We start from the raw sequence: 16,724 nt of genomic DNA, 5'->3' as shown, positions 1-16,724 counted from the left end.
TCAGCGTCTCCGCCGGATGACGACGGCCCCGCCGACGAGGAGCGCCACGAGCCCGAAGAGCGACACCAGCGAGGGGAGCAAGCCGTCGTCTTCGGGCGGTTCGGCGGCGGTGATCGGCACCTGATACACCTGCGAGATCAGATCGTCGTCGGTCTCAGTGTCGTAGCGGAAGTCGGCTTCGAGCGGATACTCCCGCTGGCTGGCCCCCTCATCGACCGAGATCTCGACCGCAACGGTCTCGCGTTCGCCCGGTTCGAGATCGCTGATGAACGCCTCATCGGAGTCGACCGATAGCGGCCCATCGGGATAGAGGAAAACGTTGATGTTCGAGAGTTCCTCGGCTCGGTTGTTCGTCACGTTCAGCCGCACCGTTTGGGTCGTCCCCGCTGGGATCTCCGCGTCGGCGGCCGTGATGGTGAACGCGGGCTGTTCGGCCCTCACCGGCACCCGGCGGACGAACGGATCGCCGTCGAGCCGCTCGTCGTCGATCCCGTACTCGACGGTGAACGTCACCGGTCGGGGTCCTGGATCGGCCTGCCCGCTCACGTCAGCGTCGAAGCTCACGTTGGCCGTTTCGTCCGCATCGAGATCCGCAACGGCGACCCGGTCCTCGCCGAGATCGATCCGGTCGGAGGCAGGCTCGGCGCGGACGACCGGCGTTTCGACAGCTTCCGGGCCAGTGTTTTCGAGCGTCGCCGTGATCGTCCCGCTCTCGCCGACTTCGAGGGAGCTGTCGACCCCGTCGAGCTCGAACGTCTGGGCACCGGTCGGCTCGACGGCTGTCGCCAGCGTCGACGATTCACGGAGGATACCGTCCTCGTCCTCGTAGACGACGGTCACCTCCAGCAGGTAGCTCTCGACGCTGAGGTCGGAGTCGATCCGGGAATCGAAACTCACGGTTTCATCCTCGTCTTCGTCGAGCTCGCCGACGAAGGCCGCCGATTCCGTCGACATATCGGCTCGCTCGTTCAGCGACGCGTTGCCACCCCCATTGCCGTCGGGTTGCTGTGGGGTGTCGACCTCCGTCGCTGTGCCACCGCCGGAGCCCGCACCGATCGTTACGCCGCCGGTGGGCGAGCGAGAGGTCACCCGGACGTTCTCGGCGTCGGCCTCGCCGACGTTTTCGAGTTCCACGTCGACCGTCCCGTCGGTGCCAACCTGGGCGTCGGTCTCGGCGTTGTCGATCTCGAACCGCGAGCGCTCGCCGACCTCGATCGGCACGTCGAACTCGTCGGTGTCGGTCTCGTCGTCGGCCTCGGTGTCGTCTTCATCGATCTCGGTAAAGGTGTACTCGACGTCGACGTCGAGTTCGCCCTCGTCGCCGTCGGCCGACGCCGGAGCGGTGACAGAGACCGGTACGGTCACCGACTCGCCGGGCGGAATCGAGCCGACTGCGGCTTCGACCGTATCGACCTCGACCGGAGCGTCCTCGTCGTCGACCGTCACGGTGACCCCGCGGGCGGTGGCGGTAGCCTCGTCGAGCGCCGCCCCGCGTTCGATCCGCCCGGTGTTGACGATCGTCAGGTCGACGATCGTCTCCGTGCCGGGTTCGACGACCGGATCGGCCAGCGCAACCGCTATGTCGGGCTCGCCGACGGTGTCGTCCGGCCGAGTAAAAAGGCCGTCCAGCTGGGCGGCTCCCTCGGTTGGAACCGTGGCCGTCGCGGGGGTCGAGGCTGTCACAGGGGCCGCGGCTGCGGCAGGAGGTGTGCCAACAGCCCCTTCGGTGAGCTGGATGGCCGGGGTCCCGCCAACAGCTCCCGCCGTGAGGGCCAGACAGCAGACGACGACCACCAGCAAGCGGGAGGGGCCGTCGGCTCCCGTCATCGATCACCGCCCCGACAGTCCGTCGATGGTCGATTGTCGCCCAACGAGCCTCCCAGCCGAATCGGCGCAGCCATACGTAGTTGCTACTCAGTCGCCACATAAGTGATTTATTCATAACAAATTGAAAGTGTATGAACCATCGTTTATTTCCAAGATTCACGCGACAGCATCGTGTTCAGGGGGAATAAGAAACAGGACAGAAACGTATCACTCGAATGTCTGGTAAGGCGATCATTCAGAGATTACTGACCCACTTGAATCCGTGATTGTGTACCGTTGCAACCGTTGCAATCGCCAGCCTGAAGCGGGGTCGGCGGTTCAGCGCGGCTTACTTCGGGCGCAATGAGGGCCACAAACGGTATGTATTCGGTCGGAACGCCGGTAAATTACTACATATCGCATTCAGCAGTAACTAACAATGACGGTGCGGGGTGACCGTCCATATGGATGACCCGAATGTTTGAACTGACCGGCTTCCAGCGGGACCTGCTGTACGTCATCGCAGGCCTCGGCCGCCCCTCCGGTCAAATGGTCCGCAGAGAGATCGAAAAGCACGTCGACAACGTCAATCACGGACGGCTGTATCCCAACCTCGATACGCTGGTCGACTACGGGCTGGTCGAGAAGGGACGCCACGACCAGCGCACCAACTACTACGAGCTCGCCCCCGAGGGCAGAGAGCTGATCGAACAGCGCAAAGAGTGGGAAGACGAGTACGTCTCGGTGCCCGCCGAATAACGACTGAACGCTGATTTTTTATCCGTATCCGAACCGACTGAGAGCCTTCAGACCGACAGCGCCGTCGCCTCGACGAGCCGCTCGGCCCGACCGAACAGTCGGTCGGCAGTTTCCCGGTCGGCAGCGTCGGCCGTGATCCGAACGACGGGTTCGGTGCCGCTGGCCCGGATCAGGAACCAGCCGTCGTCCGTATCGATCCGAATGCCGTCGGTGGTATCGATCCGGTCGTAGTCGCCGCCGAGCCGCCGCCGCACGCGGTCGATCGCGTCGTGTTTCGCTGACGCATCCAGGCAGGCCCGGTGGGTAGTATACCGGTCGGTGAACGGAGCCAGCTGTGCCGACAGTGGCCCCTCACGTTGGATCAACGCGACCAGTTTGCAGGCGGCGAAATGGGCGTCCGGACACCGGATCTCGTCGTCCCAGATCCACAGCCCGCTGGGTTCGCCGCCGAAGCCGATCCCCTCGCTATCCAGGCCCGTGGCGACCGCCATCTCGCCGACGCCGGTCCGAACCGTCTCGCCGCCAACTTCGCTGACTGCCTCCGCGACGAGCGAACTGGTGTCGACCGTAAGCGCAATCCCGCGACCGCGGCGGGCGGCCTCAGTTGCAAACAGGGCGAACAGCTCGTCACCGGGGACGAACCGACCGGTCTCGTCGACCGCCGCCAGCCGGTCGGCATCCGCGTCGTGGGCGATCCCCAGGTCGGCGCCGGTCGCCCGAACGGTGTGGGCCAGCCGCCTACAGGCGGCGGCTGTCGGCTCGCTGCCCCGGCCGGGGAAGCTCCCGTCGCGGTGGCCGTTGAGTGTCGTCACCTCACAGCCCAGATCGGCCAGCACGTCGGCGGTCAACCGCCCTGCCCCGTTGCCGAGGTCGACGACGACTGAAGGCCCCGCGATACTGTCGAACGTATCGAGGAGGTGCTGATGATGCCGCTCGCGCAGATCCGACCGGCACGTCGAGCCGCCGATCCCGGTGGCAGGCACGGACCGTGCGGTCCCGGCGTTGGCCCGGCGGACGAGCGACCGGTAGCGGTCCCGACCGAGGACCTCCCCAGTGTGTGTCCGGATCTTGAACCCGTTGTCTCCCGCCGGGTTGTGTGAGCCGGTGATCACGACGCCGAAATCCGCATCCAACCACGAAACGCTCCTGGCGATCGTCGGCGTCGACTCGACGCCGACGCGGATCACCGACCCGCCACACTCGGTAACCCCCGACAGCAGCGCATGCTCCAACATGGGGCCGCTGTCTCTGACGTCACGGCCGACGACGACCGACTCGGCGTGGGTTCCGAGGGCCCGACCCAGCCGAATCGCTAGCTTCGTCCCGATCGTCTCTCCAACTGCTCCGCGAATACCGCCCGTTCCAAACATAGGCTGGTACTGTCGACCGCGCGGTTTAGGTAGGCGGCTCATACCGACCGTACGGGGGTCACTACTCGTGGCAGCAGCTCCAACCGTCAGGATGGTACTGACCGGCTACCGGATCGTCAGCTCGCCGTCGCCGCTGAGCGATAGCTCACAGCCAGCGTAGCTGAAACTGATCGTCACCGACTCGCCGGGGCCATCCAGGAGGGCGTCGAGCGCGTCGGGATCGATGGCCGTCGACAACAGAGGAAGGTCGGTCGGGTGGCAGCCCGTATAGTCGGCGACCGAGAGGACGACGGCCGTGCCGACCGAGTCGCCCATCCGCCAGTCGGAGAGATACGATACGTCATCGGATCCTCGATCCGATTGGAGGTCGGATGCCGAATTCGAACTGTGGCTCATTGTAGGGTAGAGACGGGGGTGTCCCGACTGTCAGTTCGAAATATACGTTCGACTGTAAAGTATATTATCATAACTACAATCTGTGTCGGCGACTACCTACTGCCCTCGGAGACGGCCGACGACCGATATCGAGAAATTATAAAAGGGATGCCGCAGTTGGGAGTCGTTACTCGACGGTGACGCTCTTGGCGAGGTTTCGTGGCTTGTCGATCGAGCGTTCGAGCCGGTTGGCGACGTGGTACGACAGCAGCTGGAGCTGGACGTTCGCCAGCAGGCCGTTGAGCTCCGGCGTCGAGGCGGGGATCGGGACGAAGTCATCGGCGGTGGCGGCGACCTCGTCGGCGTCGACCGGCCCGATGGCGATCACCGACGCGCCGCGGGCCTGGACCTCCCGGACGTTGTTGAGTGTCTTTTCGTCGTGGTCGCCGGTGAACACCGCGATTACCACGGTGTTCGGCGTCACGAGCGCCAGCGGGCCGTGTTTGAGCTGGCCCGCCGCGAACCCTTCGGCGTGTTCGTAGGTGATCTCCTTGAATTTGAGCGCGCCTTCAAGCGCGACCGGGTGGGCGATCCCCCGGCCGATGAAGAAGTGCGCATCCATCCCCTGGTATTTTTGTGTGAGCTCCGCCGTCGGATCCTGATCCAGGATCGATTCGATCTGGTCGGGCAGCGCGCCGAGCGAGCCCAACAGATCCGCCGACTTCGCGCTCGGCTCGCCAGTGATATCGCGGTGGAGCCGCTCTGAGAGCAGCGCCAGGGCGGTGACCTGCGAGGAGAACGTCTTGGTCGCCGCGACGCCGATCTCGGGGCCTGCACGGATATACAGGACGTCGTCCGTCTCGCGGGCCGCCGTCGAGCCGATGACGTTCGTCAGCGCCAGCGTTCGGGCGGGAGTGTCCTCCAGTCGGCGGAGCGATTCGAGGGTGTCGGCGGTCTCGCCCGACTGGGTGACCCCGATCACCAGCGTCTCGTCGTCGACCGGCATCGGGTTCGAGGCGTACTCGCCCGCCCGGTGGGCGTAGGCCGGAATCCCGCGCTGGCCGAGCAGGTGACAGCCGTAGAGCGCGGCGTGGTAGGAAGTGCCACAGGCGACGAACTCCACCCTGGAGATATCGCTGAACTCGCCCGGCTCGAAGTCATCGAGCGTGATCGATTCGTCGTCGGGATCGAACCGGCCGTGGATCGTCTGGTTGAGCGAGGCGGGCTGTTCGTGGATCTCCTTGAGCATGTAGTGGTCGAACCCGGATTTCTCGGCGTCCTCGGAGGACCACTCGATGGTATCGACCGGCCGTTCGACCGCGGTCGCCGACCGGTCGAAGATCCCGTAGGAGTCGGGCCGCAGCACGGCGACGTCCTCGTTTTCGAGGTAGATCACCCGATCGGTGAACTCGATGAACGCGGGCACGTCGCTGGCGAGGAAGAAACCGTCCTCTGCCAGCCCGACCACCAGCGGCGAGCCGTTCCGGGTGGCGAAGATGGCGTCGGTACCCTCGATGATCGCCGCCAGCGCGTAGCTGCCCTCAAGCCGGTCGACCGCGCCCATGAAGGCGTCGAACGGCTCGGCACCGTCGTCGAGGAACTCCTCGACGAGGTGGGGGACGACCTCGGTGTCGGTCTCGCTGGTGAACTCGTGGCCGCGGCCTTTGAGCTCCTCGCGGAGAGTGTCGTAGTTCTCGATGATGCCATTGTGGACGACCGCGACGCGGTCGGTCGAGCCGGTGTGGGGGTGGGCGTTGGCGTCGGTCGGCGGCCCGTGGGTGCTCCAGCGGGTGTGGCCGATACCGATGGGGCCGGTGGGGTTGCGCTGGTCGACGAGCTGGCGGAGGACTTCGGCCTCGCCCTCGCGTTTGAGCACGTCGATCCCGTGGCCGTTTTTGACCGCGAGCCCTGCGGAATCGTAGCCGCGGTATTCGAGGTTTTCGAGGCCTGCCATCAGGTCCTCGACCGCGTTGCCCGAGCGGATGCGCCCGGTGATCCCACACATCAGTCGGCCCTCCCGGTTGACGGTAAGGCTGATTTGGAATCGGTTCGCTGTCGTTGCGGCGGGGTGTAGGGAGTAGTCATCGTTTTGGTATCGGAAACGGTCCGAGCTGTTCGGAGCGGGACTGTCAACACTCTCTCAGGAACCTCAACCGGCTTTGTTATAGATGGGTTGTCAGGTTCCTGTGACCTCGACGACCCGAGTAGGCGTTGAATACCGTCCACACATCCAATAGAACTCCACAAACGGTAAACGATCAACCAGATACAGAACCATCGGTTACTGAATGCAACAACATAACGAGACGTACAATATGATTATCAAAAACGGAAGTCATTCGTCGGTGGCGATCCGTTGGTCGGCCGTGGCGGCACTACGTCGTCGAGAGGTGGACACCGCCGAGGAGGGCGAAGCCGAGCAACGAGACCGCAAACACGGGTGAGAGCACTGCCGGTGCGGCCAGCTGTGCGAGGCCGAAGACGACGAGGCTCAGTGCGGAGAGACCGAGGTAGTACTTCGGCCACGACCGCTGGTCGTCGGCCTCGGCCTCCAGGAACGGATACAGCTGCTCGGCGTTGTCGCCGAGATCGATCGTCCCACGGTTGCCGTCGAAATCGACGACGTTCGTATCGTCCATCTTCGGCAGGTGGCACTGGTAGAGGCCGACGTAGACGCGTTTTCGCTCCTGCGAAGAGAGCGCCTTTTCGGGCTTGTCGTTTTCGATCGCGGCGATGTGTTCGGCGACGTCGCTCAGCGAGACGGTACCCGAACTGTCACGGAGGAACTGCAGGACGCGCCGTCGGCGCTCGTTTTTCAGCACCTCGAAAACGAGGTCCAGCGAGAGGGGGTCGGCCGTCGGTTCGGCCGTCTCGCCGTCGGTTGTTGGAGGGGTTGTTGGGTCGTCACTGTGCGTCTGACCTGTTTGGGTGGGGGCTGTTTGTGAACTCATGTATCACGGATGCAACGGGGGATGTCGGGCCAACTGGCGGGGGGCCAGCGGTCCCGACTGGTTCGACCGTGCGGTGTCAGCAGCTGAGCGTTCCGACCCCTACCGCCTTCGCTGTCGAGTGGTGGTTAGCGAGCCTGCCTGTTTATGGAGGTGCTACCGATCGCCCATGGCGTACTCGACGTGGACCCTCGACGTCGTTCCGGACCGCTGATGTTGCTACCGATGTCAACTGCCGCCAGTGACGGGGGATCGACGACAGGCGGCCGGATGTCGACGGTACAGGTGGTCGGGTCGGGATCGTGTGGGGACTGTTCAGCTGCGGGGTGGTGCATCGGTTCGTTCCTATGCAAATCTGTATTGTGAGACCAATTGTATAAATCTCACGTATGGTTTACTGATACAACGCCAGTATAGGAGGTTCCTACGAGCCACTCGTAGTCGTGGCATACCACCGCATGGTGTCCGGCTGTAACTCGGGAGATAACACGAACGGCATGAGGTCGTCTGTGAATCCAGCCAGCCGTCTGAGATGCGCTGTCGCCTCATAGGATGTATGTAACGACCGCTGTCGTCGGCGGGTAGTCTCCTGATATACGACCGGCCGGAGAGTAGCCACGGCCTATGGTCGTCGGATACGCCCCGCAACTGTGTCGGCCGACGGTTGGGGACGACTCGAAGCGGTCAGCCCAGCGGGTCGAAGTAGCCGTCGACCTGTCGGTGGGCCTGCTGCCGGAGGTCGCCGACGATCTCGGCCATCGGCCGGTGGTCGGCGTGCCAGAGTCCAGGATGGACGAGCAGTTGCAGCGTCTCGGCGAGGCTATCGGGGAACGGTTCGGCCGCGACCCATTTCTGGCTGGAATCCGAGCGGTAGTCGATCTCGCTGAAAAACGGTGGGGCGTAGGTGTTGGTGAACGCCTCGAAGGCGCGGTCGAGCACCCACGACGGCGGGATATGAAACGAGGCCGTCGAGGGCTCCTCGCCGACGAGCCGCCCGAGGACTGCGAGTTCCTCGGTGACTTTGGCCGCAATCGACTCGGCGCTGGGTTCGTCGTCGGCCGCCCAGTAGGTGTGGGTGTCGAAATGAAGGGCGATCTCGTGGCCCAGTTTGCTGATCCGCTGGAGTACCCGCACGTTCTGGGGTCGCGTGAGATCGTAGGCGGGGGCACTCAGTAGGAAACAGTAGGTCGACTGAATCCCCAAGGCTCGCTCGCGTTCGGCCATCGCCAGCGCCCGGTCGATCGAGAGGTCGACGTCGTGGCGGAGTAGAATCTCCCCCTCGGCGGGTGGCTCTGCGGGATCGAATGGGGTAAACTCGTAGCCAGCGGCCCCGAACGACCGAAGCAGTCGCTCGTAGCTATCGAGACGATACTCCAGAGAGGGGAGCTCGGTGGGATCGAGAGCCGACTCAGTCATCGTCACTCGTCGTCAGGTGTCCTTTCTGCTCGATGCCGTCGACGCGGTCGTGGTCGCCCGTCGACTCGAAGACCATCCCCGCCTCGGGCCGCCAGCCGTTGGCTTCCCACTCGGTGATCAGTACCGAGCCGTCGGGCGTCGCCACGACGAACTCGTCGGTGTGGAACGCCGCGAGGATTTCGCCCGGCACAGCGTCGAACCCGAAATCGGTCGAAAACGGCCGGGCCGACCAGACATCGACCCGCTCGCCGTCCTGGAAGGTAAATGCCCCCGGATACGGACGAGTCACCGCCCGAACGAGGTTGTAGATCTCGGCCATCGGCTCGCTCCAGTGGATCTCGCCGTCGTCGGACGTCCGCTTCGGGTAGTAGGTCGGCTCGCCGTCCTGTGGCTCGAAACTGTGTTCTCCCCGGAGGATCGGGCCGATCACTTCCAGCAACATCTCCTCGATGGCGAGGCTGACCTTATAATACAGCGACTGGATCGAATCGAACTCGGTGATGTCGAACTTTCGGGTGGCCGCAACCCCCCCGGCGTCGACGTCGGCATCGAGCCGGATCAGCGAGAGCAGAAACCGGTCGAGATCCTCGATCAGCGACCAGTTCAGCGGCGACCGCCCCCGGCCCTTGGGAAGGCCGAAGGCGCTGCCGTGGTTGCCGAGGACGCCGTGGCTGAAGGTCTCCAGGACCTCGCCGGGGATGATCCGGTTCCAGCCGTTGACGATCATCAGATCCCCGTCGAGCGTCTCGAAGAAGTCGACGTCGGCGTCGCCCATGCTGTAGGTCTCGGGGTAGTAGATCGGGAGGTCGTACTCGTCGGCAACCGCCGAAAAATCGGTGTACTTTGCGACGCCTGCGGCCTCGCCCATCTCGGGGGTGATCGAGACGAGCTGTGTGATCGGGGCCCCCTCATCGAGGAGTCTCTCCAGGACGTGATGGCCGGGTGTCGACACGCTCGTATACACGATCTCTGAATCGTCTGGGACGTCCATACTACCAGCCGCCTCGGATACCAACTGCTTTGTTATGATGTCACCAAAACAGGCTGACACGTCCGCTTTATTAATGATAAATCATTTGATTTTAGTAACCACATGATGGCGAATACGAACAGTATCGAACAGGTCAACTGTTCCAGTCGAGAGGGGGTATAAGCGACGCCTGTGTGATCGGTTAGCCGGTGAGTTTGCGGTAGGCTCGTTTCGCCAGGTCCATCTGTGGGCCAGCCGACTCGATCGTGTAGTAGGGCTCCAGGGAGGCACCGAACTTGCTTTTATACTTACAGAGCCGATCGGTGTTGGCACCCATCAGATCGTATGTCGAGATCGTGTCGATCGGCGGGTCGTCGATGAGATCCTCGACGATCCGCCAGTGGAGGGCGCTGTTGACTGTCGTGCCGTCGTACTCGCCGCGTGCGCCGCCCTGCCAGAAGTAGGCGGCGTCGTTGGAGTACAGCACCGTGATCCCACTGAGGAACTCGCCGTCGGGATCGCGGACCACGTAGCTTCGGGCCCGCTCGCCGAGGGCCGCCACGAGGTCCTGGACGTAGTCCCACGAGAGCCCGAACGGCTCGTCCTGTTGGGCATAGCGGTCGGCAGTTTGCTCGTAGATCGCTTTCGTCCCTTGGAGACCTGCCTGCTCGACGGTGACGTCCAACTCGCGGACGTCGCGGATCTCCCGCCGGAGGCTCTTCGAGCAGTTCGCCAGGAGGTCGTCGGCCGACCGGCCGTCGACGTCCAACCTGTAGGTAAAGGCGGTCTCGACGTCGAACTCTGCCCACCGGTAAGGGCGTGGATCGGTGTAGGTGGTGTTGCCGATCATATAAAACAGGGTCCGTGTGGCGTCCAACGAGAGCTCGTCGACGACCGCCTCGGCGAACCGCCGGTTGAGCCGCTCGGCCTTGCTGCGTTTCGGACTGGCGGGCATCAGAATCGGCCCCAGTCGAGGGACGCTAAAGCCCGGCGGCGGCGAGGTCACCATCGAGCCGACCGCCCGTCGGCGAACGAAGACGGGGAGCAGTGCAACCGGGTTCCGTCCGTTGTACCCCGCAAACAACTGGAGCCTCCCGCTTGCGTGGTCGTCGAGCACGGAGAGTGCCTCGGCGGTGTGAAACGGTTCGAACCCTCGGGCCGGGAGGGCCTCGGCCCAGTCAGTCAGGGGGAGTCGCTCGATTCGCATACTGAGAGTGGCCAAACAGACACCGAAGGGCGGTTTTGTTACCGACTGATTAGTCGAGTTGTCTCGGGGCTATCGGCGGCGTGGGGTGGTCGAGTTGCTCGTAGTAGGCTCCGGGCGGTCCAACCCAGCCGCCTAACTCCTGGGCGCGTTCGATAAGCCGACGATACAGTGCCGCGTAGTTCGGAAAGTCAAGCTCGCTGAAGAATCGCGGATGCCACAGCACCGTCATCACCGCCTCGTTGTCGGCGGCCTCCGCCAACAGTCGCTCACACTCCCGCCATGCTCCTTCAATATCGGTCTCGACGTTCGGCAGCGCCAGCTCCATGAGCGTCAGCGGAAAGACGACGAACTCGTCGTCGAACGGCCGCCTGATCGAGTAGCCGTGCTCGAAGCCGTAGCTCTCGGAACTCCCCAAACTGCAGTCGTAGTCGAGGCCGATCGCTTGGTGGAGTTCCCACGTCTCGGGAATCGAGAGATTGAGGTAGTGCTGTCGGCCGCCCCGGATCGACTTTCCAAGCGCCCGCTCGACGGCGCGTTTCTCGGTGGCCAGCCGGTCGCGGTCGGTCAGTGACTCGTAGGAGCCATGCAGGCCGACCTCCCAGCCGCCAGCATCGAGTTCCTGGATCAGGTCCCTGATCCGCCGGTCATCGAGCGAGTAGCGACCCCCAAACAGCCGCCAGCCGTCTTTCGTCAGCCACTCGCGGGGCGGCCGATCGCCGAACAGCCGCTGCTCGGAGAGGAAATAAAAGGCCGACCGGACGTCGAGATCGTCTTCCAGCTCCAGGATGCGGTCGAACGTCCAGAAGCTGTTGGTACCGGGCAAAAGCGACCGGAGGTGTCGGGGGTCCCTGTCGCGCAGGGCATACAGCGGGGCGTGATACGTCTTATAGGGCCGGTCGACGTCGTGGGTCAGACAGAGCGCGAAATTGTAGTCGTCGATCATGGCCGGAGCTGGAGGCCGTACTTCACCACGTTCGTGGCGGCGTCCTTGGTGCGTTCGGCGACCAACTCCGCATAGGAGCCCGCCCACCGGTTGGGATGGACGAGCAGGCAGGCCCGGTCGACCCTGCCTGCGTCCAGGAGGTCGATCAGCTCCCACGTGGAGTCGACCTGGACCTGCTTGTCGCCCTCGCCCATCGTGTGATCCTTGACTTTGAGTGGGCCGTCTTCCCACGTCCGGCCGGTGTCCGAAAAGTAGGTCACGTCCGCGAAATCCATCGAGAGGTAGGCCTCGCCTAACAGATCGTAGTCGGCGTATACGCGGTCGCCGGACCACAGATCCCGGTTGTCGTGAGCGGTCAGTGGGTTGCCGTGCATACAGACCGTATCGATCTCACACAGCCGCCGGAACCGTCGGAGGTTCCGGTCGAAGGACTTGTGGGCTGCCTCGATGTCGCCATCCGCCGAATCGAGGTCCTCGTAGTGGTAGCCGATCTCGTGGCCCAGTGCCTCGGTCTGGCGGATCAACTCCGGCCGGAACGTCTTCGGGATGATCCGGTAGTAGTAGGTCGTCGACACCCCGCGGACCGCCTCGGTGCGGGCCATCTGGAGGGCATTGCGCGGCTTGCGGTCGACGTCGTGGCGGACGATGAGGAACCGCTCGGGCAGCTCCTCGGCACGCAGATACTCCCTGACGGTGAGGAACTCGTAGCCAGCGTCGAGTCCCGCATCCAGGAGCGCGGCGTAGGCCTCGTCGCTGAAGTCCGCGACCATCAGTCCTCGCCTCCATCGGTAGCGGCCGTGTCCGCGGGGCTATCGGCCGCCGGGGGGCTGCGGGTCTGGGCGGCGATGTCGACGTCGCCACGACCGCCGATCGGATATATATCGTGGGCGATCGCGTCGGGATCCAGGACCGCTCGGGTGTCGACGACGATCGGATCGTCGAAGGCCGCCCAGTCGAACGCCTCGAAGGTCGCGTGGGCCGTCACGAGGACGATCCCGTCGTACGCCGTCTGATAGCTGTCGGTCATCTCGACCGGCGTGGCATCGAACTCGTCGAAGGAGTCGAGCATCGGGTCGACGATATCGACCGCCGCCCCGTTGGCCGCCAGCGTTTCGGTGACGCCGATGGCGGGACTGGCCCGCGTCTCGGCGACGCCAGCGCGGTAGGTGCCGCCGAGGACGAGGACGGTTGCATCGTCGAGCGACCGGCCGCGGTCGGCGAGCAGCGAGGCGAGTTTCCCGACGACGAAGGCGGGCATCTCGTCGTTGACCTCGCGGGCGGTCCGCAGCAGCGGGCTCTCGACGTCGAACTCGCCGAAGAGGAAATACGGGTAGTACGGAATACAGTGGCCGCCGACGCCGGGACCCGGCCGGAGGATGTCGGATTCGTCGACCGTGTTGGCAACCGCGATGGCCTCCCGAACGTCGATCCCGAGCGCGTCGGTGTAGGTCGCCAACTCGTTTGCCAGCGCGATGTTCACGTCGCGGTAGACGCCCTCGAAGACTTTGACCGACTCCGCGGTGGTCGCATCCGAGGCCCGGATGACGTCGTTGTCGGTGACCTGATCGTAGACGAGGGCTGCGGCGCGGGTGCTTTCCGAATCGACGCCGCCGACGACTTTCGGCCACGAGCCGCGGATGTCTCGCAGCGCGCGACCGCTTTCGGTCCGTTCGGGACAGAACGCCACGCCGAACTCGCCGCGGTCGAGGCCGCTTTCGGCCGCCAGCCGCGGCACCACCACGTCCTCGCAGGTCCGCGGCGGCACCGTCGACTCGATGACGACCAGATCGCCCTCCTGGAGTCCGGCGGCGATATCCTCGACGACCGATTCGACGATCGTGAGGTCGGCCTGCCCCTCGTCGGTGATCAGCGTCGGGACGATCACGACGTGGAGCCGCGCGCCGTCGGCGGCCGCAGCCGGGTCGTCGACGGCTCGAAGCGCGCCCTTACCGACAGTCTCTTCGACCAACTCGGCGAGTCCGGGCTCGCCGTCGACGTGACACTCGCCGCGGGTGACCGACGCGACGACACCGGGGTCGACGTCGGCACCGGTGACGTTGCCGGTCAGCTCCGCGTAGACCCCCGCTAAGGGGAGCCCCATTTTTCCGAGCCCGTAGACGGCCACCGGCACCTCGCCGTTTAAAAGGGCTGCCTCCTGCCGGGATTCGTCGAGACCGCTGCCGTAGAGTCCGATCGAGTCGGTCATCGGATCTCGTTGGCCTCCTGGAGCGGCTCGGGAAGCGGGCGGTGGACGGCGGGGGCCCCGACCGCCAACCGGTTCGGCGGGACGTCCTCGGTGACGACCGCTCCAGCGGCGATAAAGGAACCCTCGCCGACGGCGACACCCGGCAGGAGCGTCGCGTTCGCGCCGACGGAGACGCCGTCTTCGAGGATCGGCCCGGCGAGGTCGACGTCCTGCCGGATCGGGTAGGGGTCGTTGGTCAGGGCGGCGTGGGGGCCCAGAAAGACATCGTCGCCGACCGTCGTCTCCCGCGGCACGTAGACGCCGGTCTGCATACTGACCCCGGAGCCGATGGTCGTCGCGCCGTCGATGACGGTGTTGGTGCCGACCACCACGTCGTCGCCGATCGTCGTCGCCTCGCGGATGAGGACGTTGTGGCCAGTGACGAATCGGTCGCCGATCCGGACATCGGGGTAGATGATCGCCCCCGAGCGAACCGTCGCCTCCCGGCCGATCTCCGGCGGTGGGCCATCGCCCGGCTCGCCGAGGCTGACGTCCGGCCCGATCTCACAGCCGTCGCCGAGCTGTGGCTCGGTGCTCATTGAGACGCTCCTCCCCGCGTGAGTCGGGGACTGTCGGCCCGACTCGTCGTTGGTATCGAATCCGTGTACATGATCTGTGCCACGAGGACTGCCCGTGGTCGTGGTTCGGCGTTCCACCAGCGGTCGCTTTGTTATGATACCCTTTCTGCCGACTGCCGACCACAGCCACCTTCCGGCCGACGCCACGCTGCTCGGCTGCAGTATTCGTGTTCGGTCCGTGCCCGTCGTCGACAGCGGGCGGGCAGACCGACGCGGAGTCGGTATGCTGTCGTCAGTCGGCGGGGGCAGTAAGTTCGTGTTACTCACGCGAGTCGGTCGGGTATGCCGCGCTATGGACCCGCAACCCGAGTGAGAGCGGTTCGGATCGAGACGGCCACAGACAGTCGACAGGGCGCTGGTGGGGCCTGATTCGGATCCTGATGCGACCACAGACAGGTCGATACCCGCCGAGATGGTGTCGCTACGGCCACAAGGCCGAGCATAACAAAGCCGTATCCATGCTACGGTAGTTCGTATGTCTGACACCGATTCCGGCGGGTTGCGGACGCTCCTCATCGGGTTGGATGGGGTCTGTCTCCCGGTTCTCGAACCGCTGATCGACGAGGAGGTGGTCCCACACATCGCGGCGCTGTGCGACGAGAGCGCGGTCGCCCCGCTCGAATCACAGCTGCCCCCCTGGACCCCCAGCGCGTGGCCATCCCTTTACACCGGCAAAAACCCCGGGAAACACGGTGTCTACGACTTCCTCACGTTCGACGGCTACGACTGGGACGTGGTCAACCGCTCGACGGTCAAAGCCAGAGCGGTCTGGGAGCTGCTGTCACTACGCGGCTACGAGAGCCTCGTCGTCAACGTCCCCGTTACCCATCCGCCGCGGCCGTTCGATGGCACGCTGGTCCCCGGCTACATGGCCCCCGAAGACCCCGACTGCCACCCGCCGGGCACGTTGGGCGAACTCCGCGACGAACTGGGCGACTACCAGCTGTATGCCGACGCCAGCCACGGTGATTCGACGAAACCCGAGCGCGTCGCCAGCTACCGGGAGCTGATCCGGATGCGCGGGGCGGCCTTTCGGTATCTCCTCGACGACCGCGAGCCCGATTTCGGCTTCCTGCAGTTCCAGCAGACCGACACGGTCTACCACGAGTACCCCGACGACAGGGAGATGGTTCGGGCGGTGTATGGGGCGGTCGACCGGGAGATCGGGGCGATCCTCGATGCCTGCGAGCCGGATATCACGCTCCTGGTGAGCGACCACGGCCTCGGCCCGATGGAGGGCCGGGAGTTCCGCTGCAACGAGTTCCTTCGGGACCGCGAGTACGCCGAGACGGCCGCCGGATCGGGTGGGATGCCCTCGTGGGCGAGTCTGGCCGACACGCAGCTCCGCACCGATGACGCCGAGTCGGACGCCGAGCAGTCGGTCGCCGAACACGGGAGCCAACTCGCCGCCAGCGTCGGGATCACGAGCCAGCGGATCGCAGCGGTTCTCGACCGGCTCGGAATCAAAGAGCAGGTCGCCGATCTCGTTCCAACCGACGTCATTCGAGCCGGTACCGAGCGCGTCGACTTCGCCGCCTCGACCGCCTATATGCGCTCCCGAACCGAGATGGGCGTCCGGCTCAACGTCGAGGGGCGGGAGCCCGATGGTGTTGTCCCCCCTGATGAGTACGAATCGGTGCGGGCCGATCTCATCGAGGCGTTGTCCGCGGTTCGCACACCGGGCGGTCGGCCCTGTTTCGAGCAGGTGCTCCCCCGAGAGGCCGTCTTCGAGGGGCCACACATCCAGGCCGCCCCGGATATCGTTACCGTCCCGGCGGCGTTCGACCACTACCTGTCGGCGTCGCTCCGCGGCGAGTGGTTCGCCGATCCCTCGGAGCCGTGGGAGCACAAACGCGAGGGGATCGTGATGGCAGCCGGTGACGGGATCGGCCCCCGAACCGAGATCGGAGGCCACATTTTCGATATCGCACCGACGATCCTGGCGACCTTCGGGCTCGCGGTCGACGCGACGATGGACGGCGATCCGCTGCCGATCGTCCAGCCGACGGGCCGGACCGAGTATCCGACCTTCGAGCCGGTGGAAACGATCGAAACGAACGACGAGGCAGTCGAACAGCGACTCACCGATCTGGGCTACCTAGAGTAA

The 16,724-nt window shown here is 64.9% G+C and carries 14 protein-coding genes; 2 read left to right on the top strand and 12 right to left on the bottom strand.

Annotation, left to right across the window (positions count from 1 at the left end):
* Entirely contained in the window at positions 1–1,827 is a 1,827-nt protein-coding gene (locus tag NO877_RS07280) for a COG1361 S-layer family protein (RefSeq protein ID WP_256395661.1), read from the bottom strand.
* Positions 1,828–2,283: 456 nt separating this feature from the next.
* Between NO877_RS07280 and NO877_RS07275 the strand changes: the two genes are divergently transcribed.
* Positions 2,284–2,565, top strand: coding sequence for a PadR family transcriptional regulator (locus tag NO877_RS07275; protein ID WP_256395854.1), 282 nt, complete (start codon positions 2,284–2,286; stop codon positions 2,563–2,565).
* A 47-nt stretch (positions 2,566–2,612) separates the two neighbouring features.
* Here the strand turns inward: NO877_RS07275 and NO877_RS07270 are convergent, their stop codons facing one another.
* The 11 genes from NO877_RS07270 to NO877_RS07220 all read right to left on the bottom strand — a co-directional run bounded on the left by NO877_RS07270 (position 2,613) and on the right by NO877_RS07220 (position 14,578).
* The gene (locus tag NO877_RS07270) at positions 2,613–3,935 is read right to left on the bottom strand and encodes a phosphohexomutase domain-containing protein (RefSeq protein WP_256395660.1); all 1,323 of its coding nucleotides are present in this window, start codon (positions 3,933–3,935) and stop codon (positions 2,613–2,615) included.
* 105 nt (positions 3,936–4,040) lie between these two features.
* Entirely contained in the window at positions 4,041–4,331 is a 291-nt protein-coding gene (locus NO877_RS07265) for a HalOD1 output domain-containing protein (protein ID WP_256395659.1), read from the bottom strand.
* 166 nt (positions 4,332–4,497) lie between these two features.
* A complete protein-coding gene (glmS, locus tag NO877_RS07260) occupies positions 4,498–6,315 on the bottom strand; it encodes a glutamine--fructose-6-phosphate transaminase (isomerizing) (RefSeq protein WP_256395658.1) in 1,818 nt (605 codons plus the stop codon).
* A gap of 370 nt (positions 6,316–6,685) precedes the next feature.
* Positions 6,686–7,261, bottom strand: a complete 576-nt coding sequence (locus tag NO877_RS07255) for a DUF7344 domain-containing protein (protein ID WP_256395657.1) — start codon at positions 7,259–7,261, stop codon at positions 6,686–6,688.
* 681 nt (positions 7,262–7,942) lie between these two features.
* Complete coding sequence (locus NO877_RS07250) at positions 7,943–8,674, bottom strand: polysaccharide deacetylase family protein (RefSeq protein ID WP_256395656.1); 732 nt, start codon at positions 8,672–8,674, stop codon at positions 7,943–7,945.
* Positions 8,667–9,665: a methionyl-tRNA formyltransferase gene (locus NO877_RS07245; protein WP_256395655.1), complete on the bottom strand. Its 999-nt coding sequence runs from the start codon at positions 9,663–9,665 to the stop codon at positions 8,667–8,669. The genes NO877_RS07250 and NO877_RS07245 overlap by 8 nt, the downstream gene beginning before the upstream one ends.
* A 181-nt stretch (positions 9,666–9,846) precedes the next feature.
* Positions 9,847–10,851 (bottom strand): GNAT family N-acetyltransferase, encoded by a 1,005-nt coding sequence (locus tag NO877_RS07240; protein ID WP_256395654.1) that lies wholly within the window; start codon positions 10,849–10,851, stop codon positions 9,847–9,849.
* Positions 10,852–10,900: 49 nt separating this feature from the next.
* The gene (locus NO877_RS07235; RefSeq protein WP_256395653.1) at positions 10,901–11,794 is read right to left on the bottom strand and encodes a polysaccharide deacetylase family protein; all 894 of its coding nucleotides are present in this window, start codon (positions 11,792–11,794) and stop codon (positions 10,901–10,903) included.
* Positions 11,791–12,564, bottom strand: coding sequence for a hypothetical protein (locus NO877_RS07230; protein ID WP_256395652.1), 774 nt, complete (start codon positions 12,562–12,564; stop codon positions 11,791–11,793). Before NO877_RS07230 ends, NO877_RS07235 begins: the two co-directional genes overlap by 4 nt.
* On the bottom strand, positions 12,564–14,000 hold the full coding sequence (locus tag NO877_RS07225) for a nucleotide sugar dehydrogenase (protein ID WP_256395651.1): 1,437 nt from the start codon (positions 13,998–14,000) through the stop codon (positions 12,564–12,566). The genes NO877_RS07230 and NO877_RS07225 overlap by 1 nt, the downstream gene beginning before the upstream one ends.
* Positions 13,997–14,578 (bottom strand): acyltransferase, encoded by a 582-nt coding sequence (locus tag NO877_RS07220; protein WP_256395650.1) that lies wholly within the window; start codon positions 14,576–14,578, stop codon positions 13,997–13,999. The genes NO877_RS07225 and NO877_RS07220 overlap by 4 nt, the downstream gene beginning before the upstream one ends.
* A 514-nt stretch (positions 14,579–15,092) precedes the next feature.
* Between NO877_RS07220 and NO877_RS07215 the strand changes: the two genes are divergently transcribed.
* Positions 15,093–16,724, top strand: a complete 1,632-nt coding sequence (locus NO877_RS07215; RefSeq protein ID WP_256395649.1) for an alkaline phosphatase family protein — start codon at positions 15,093–15,095, stop codon at positions 16,722–16,724.

This window comes from Halohasta litorea, assembly GCF_024494645.1.
In the GTDB taxonomy this organism is placed as follows: Archaea; Halobacteriota; Halobacteria; order Halobacteriales; family Haloferacaceae; genus Halohasta; species Halohasta litorea.
Note: the sequence above shows the minus strand (reverse complement) of the source record. Positions and strands in the feature narration are given on the sequence as shown.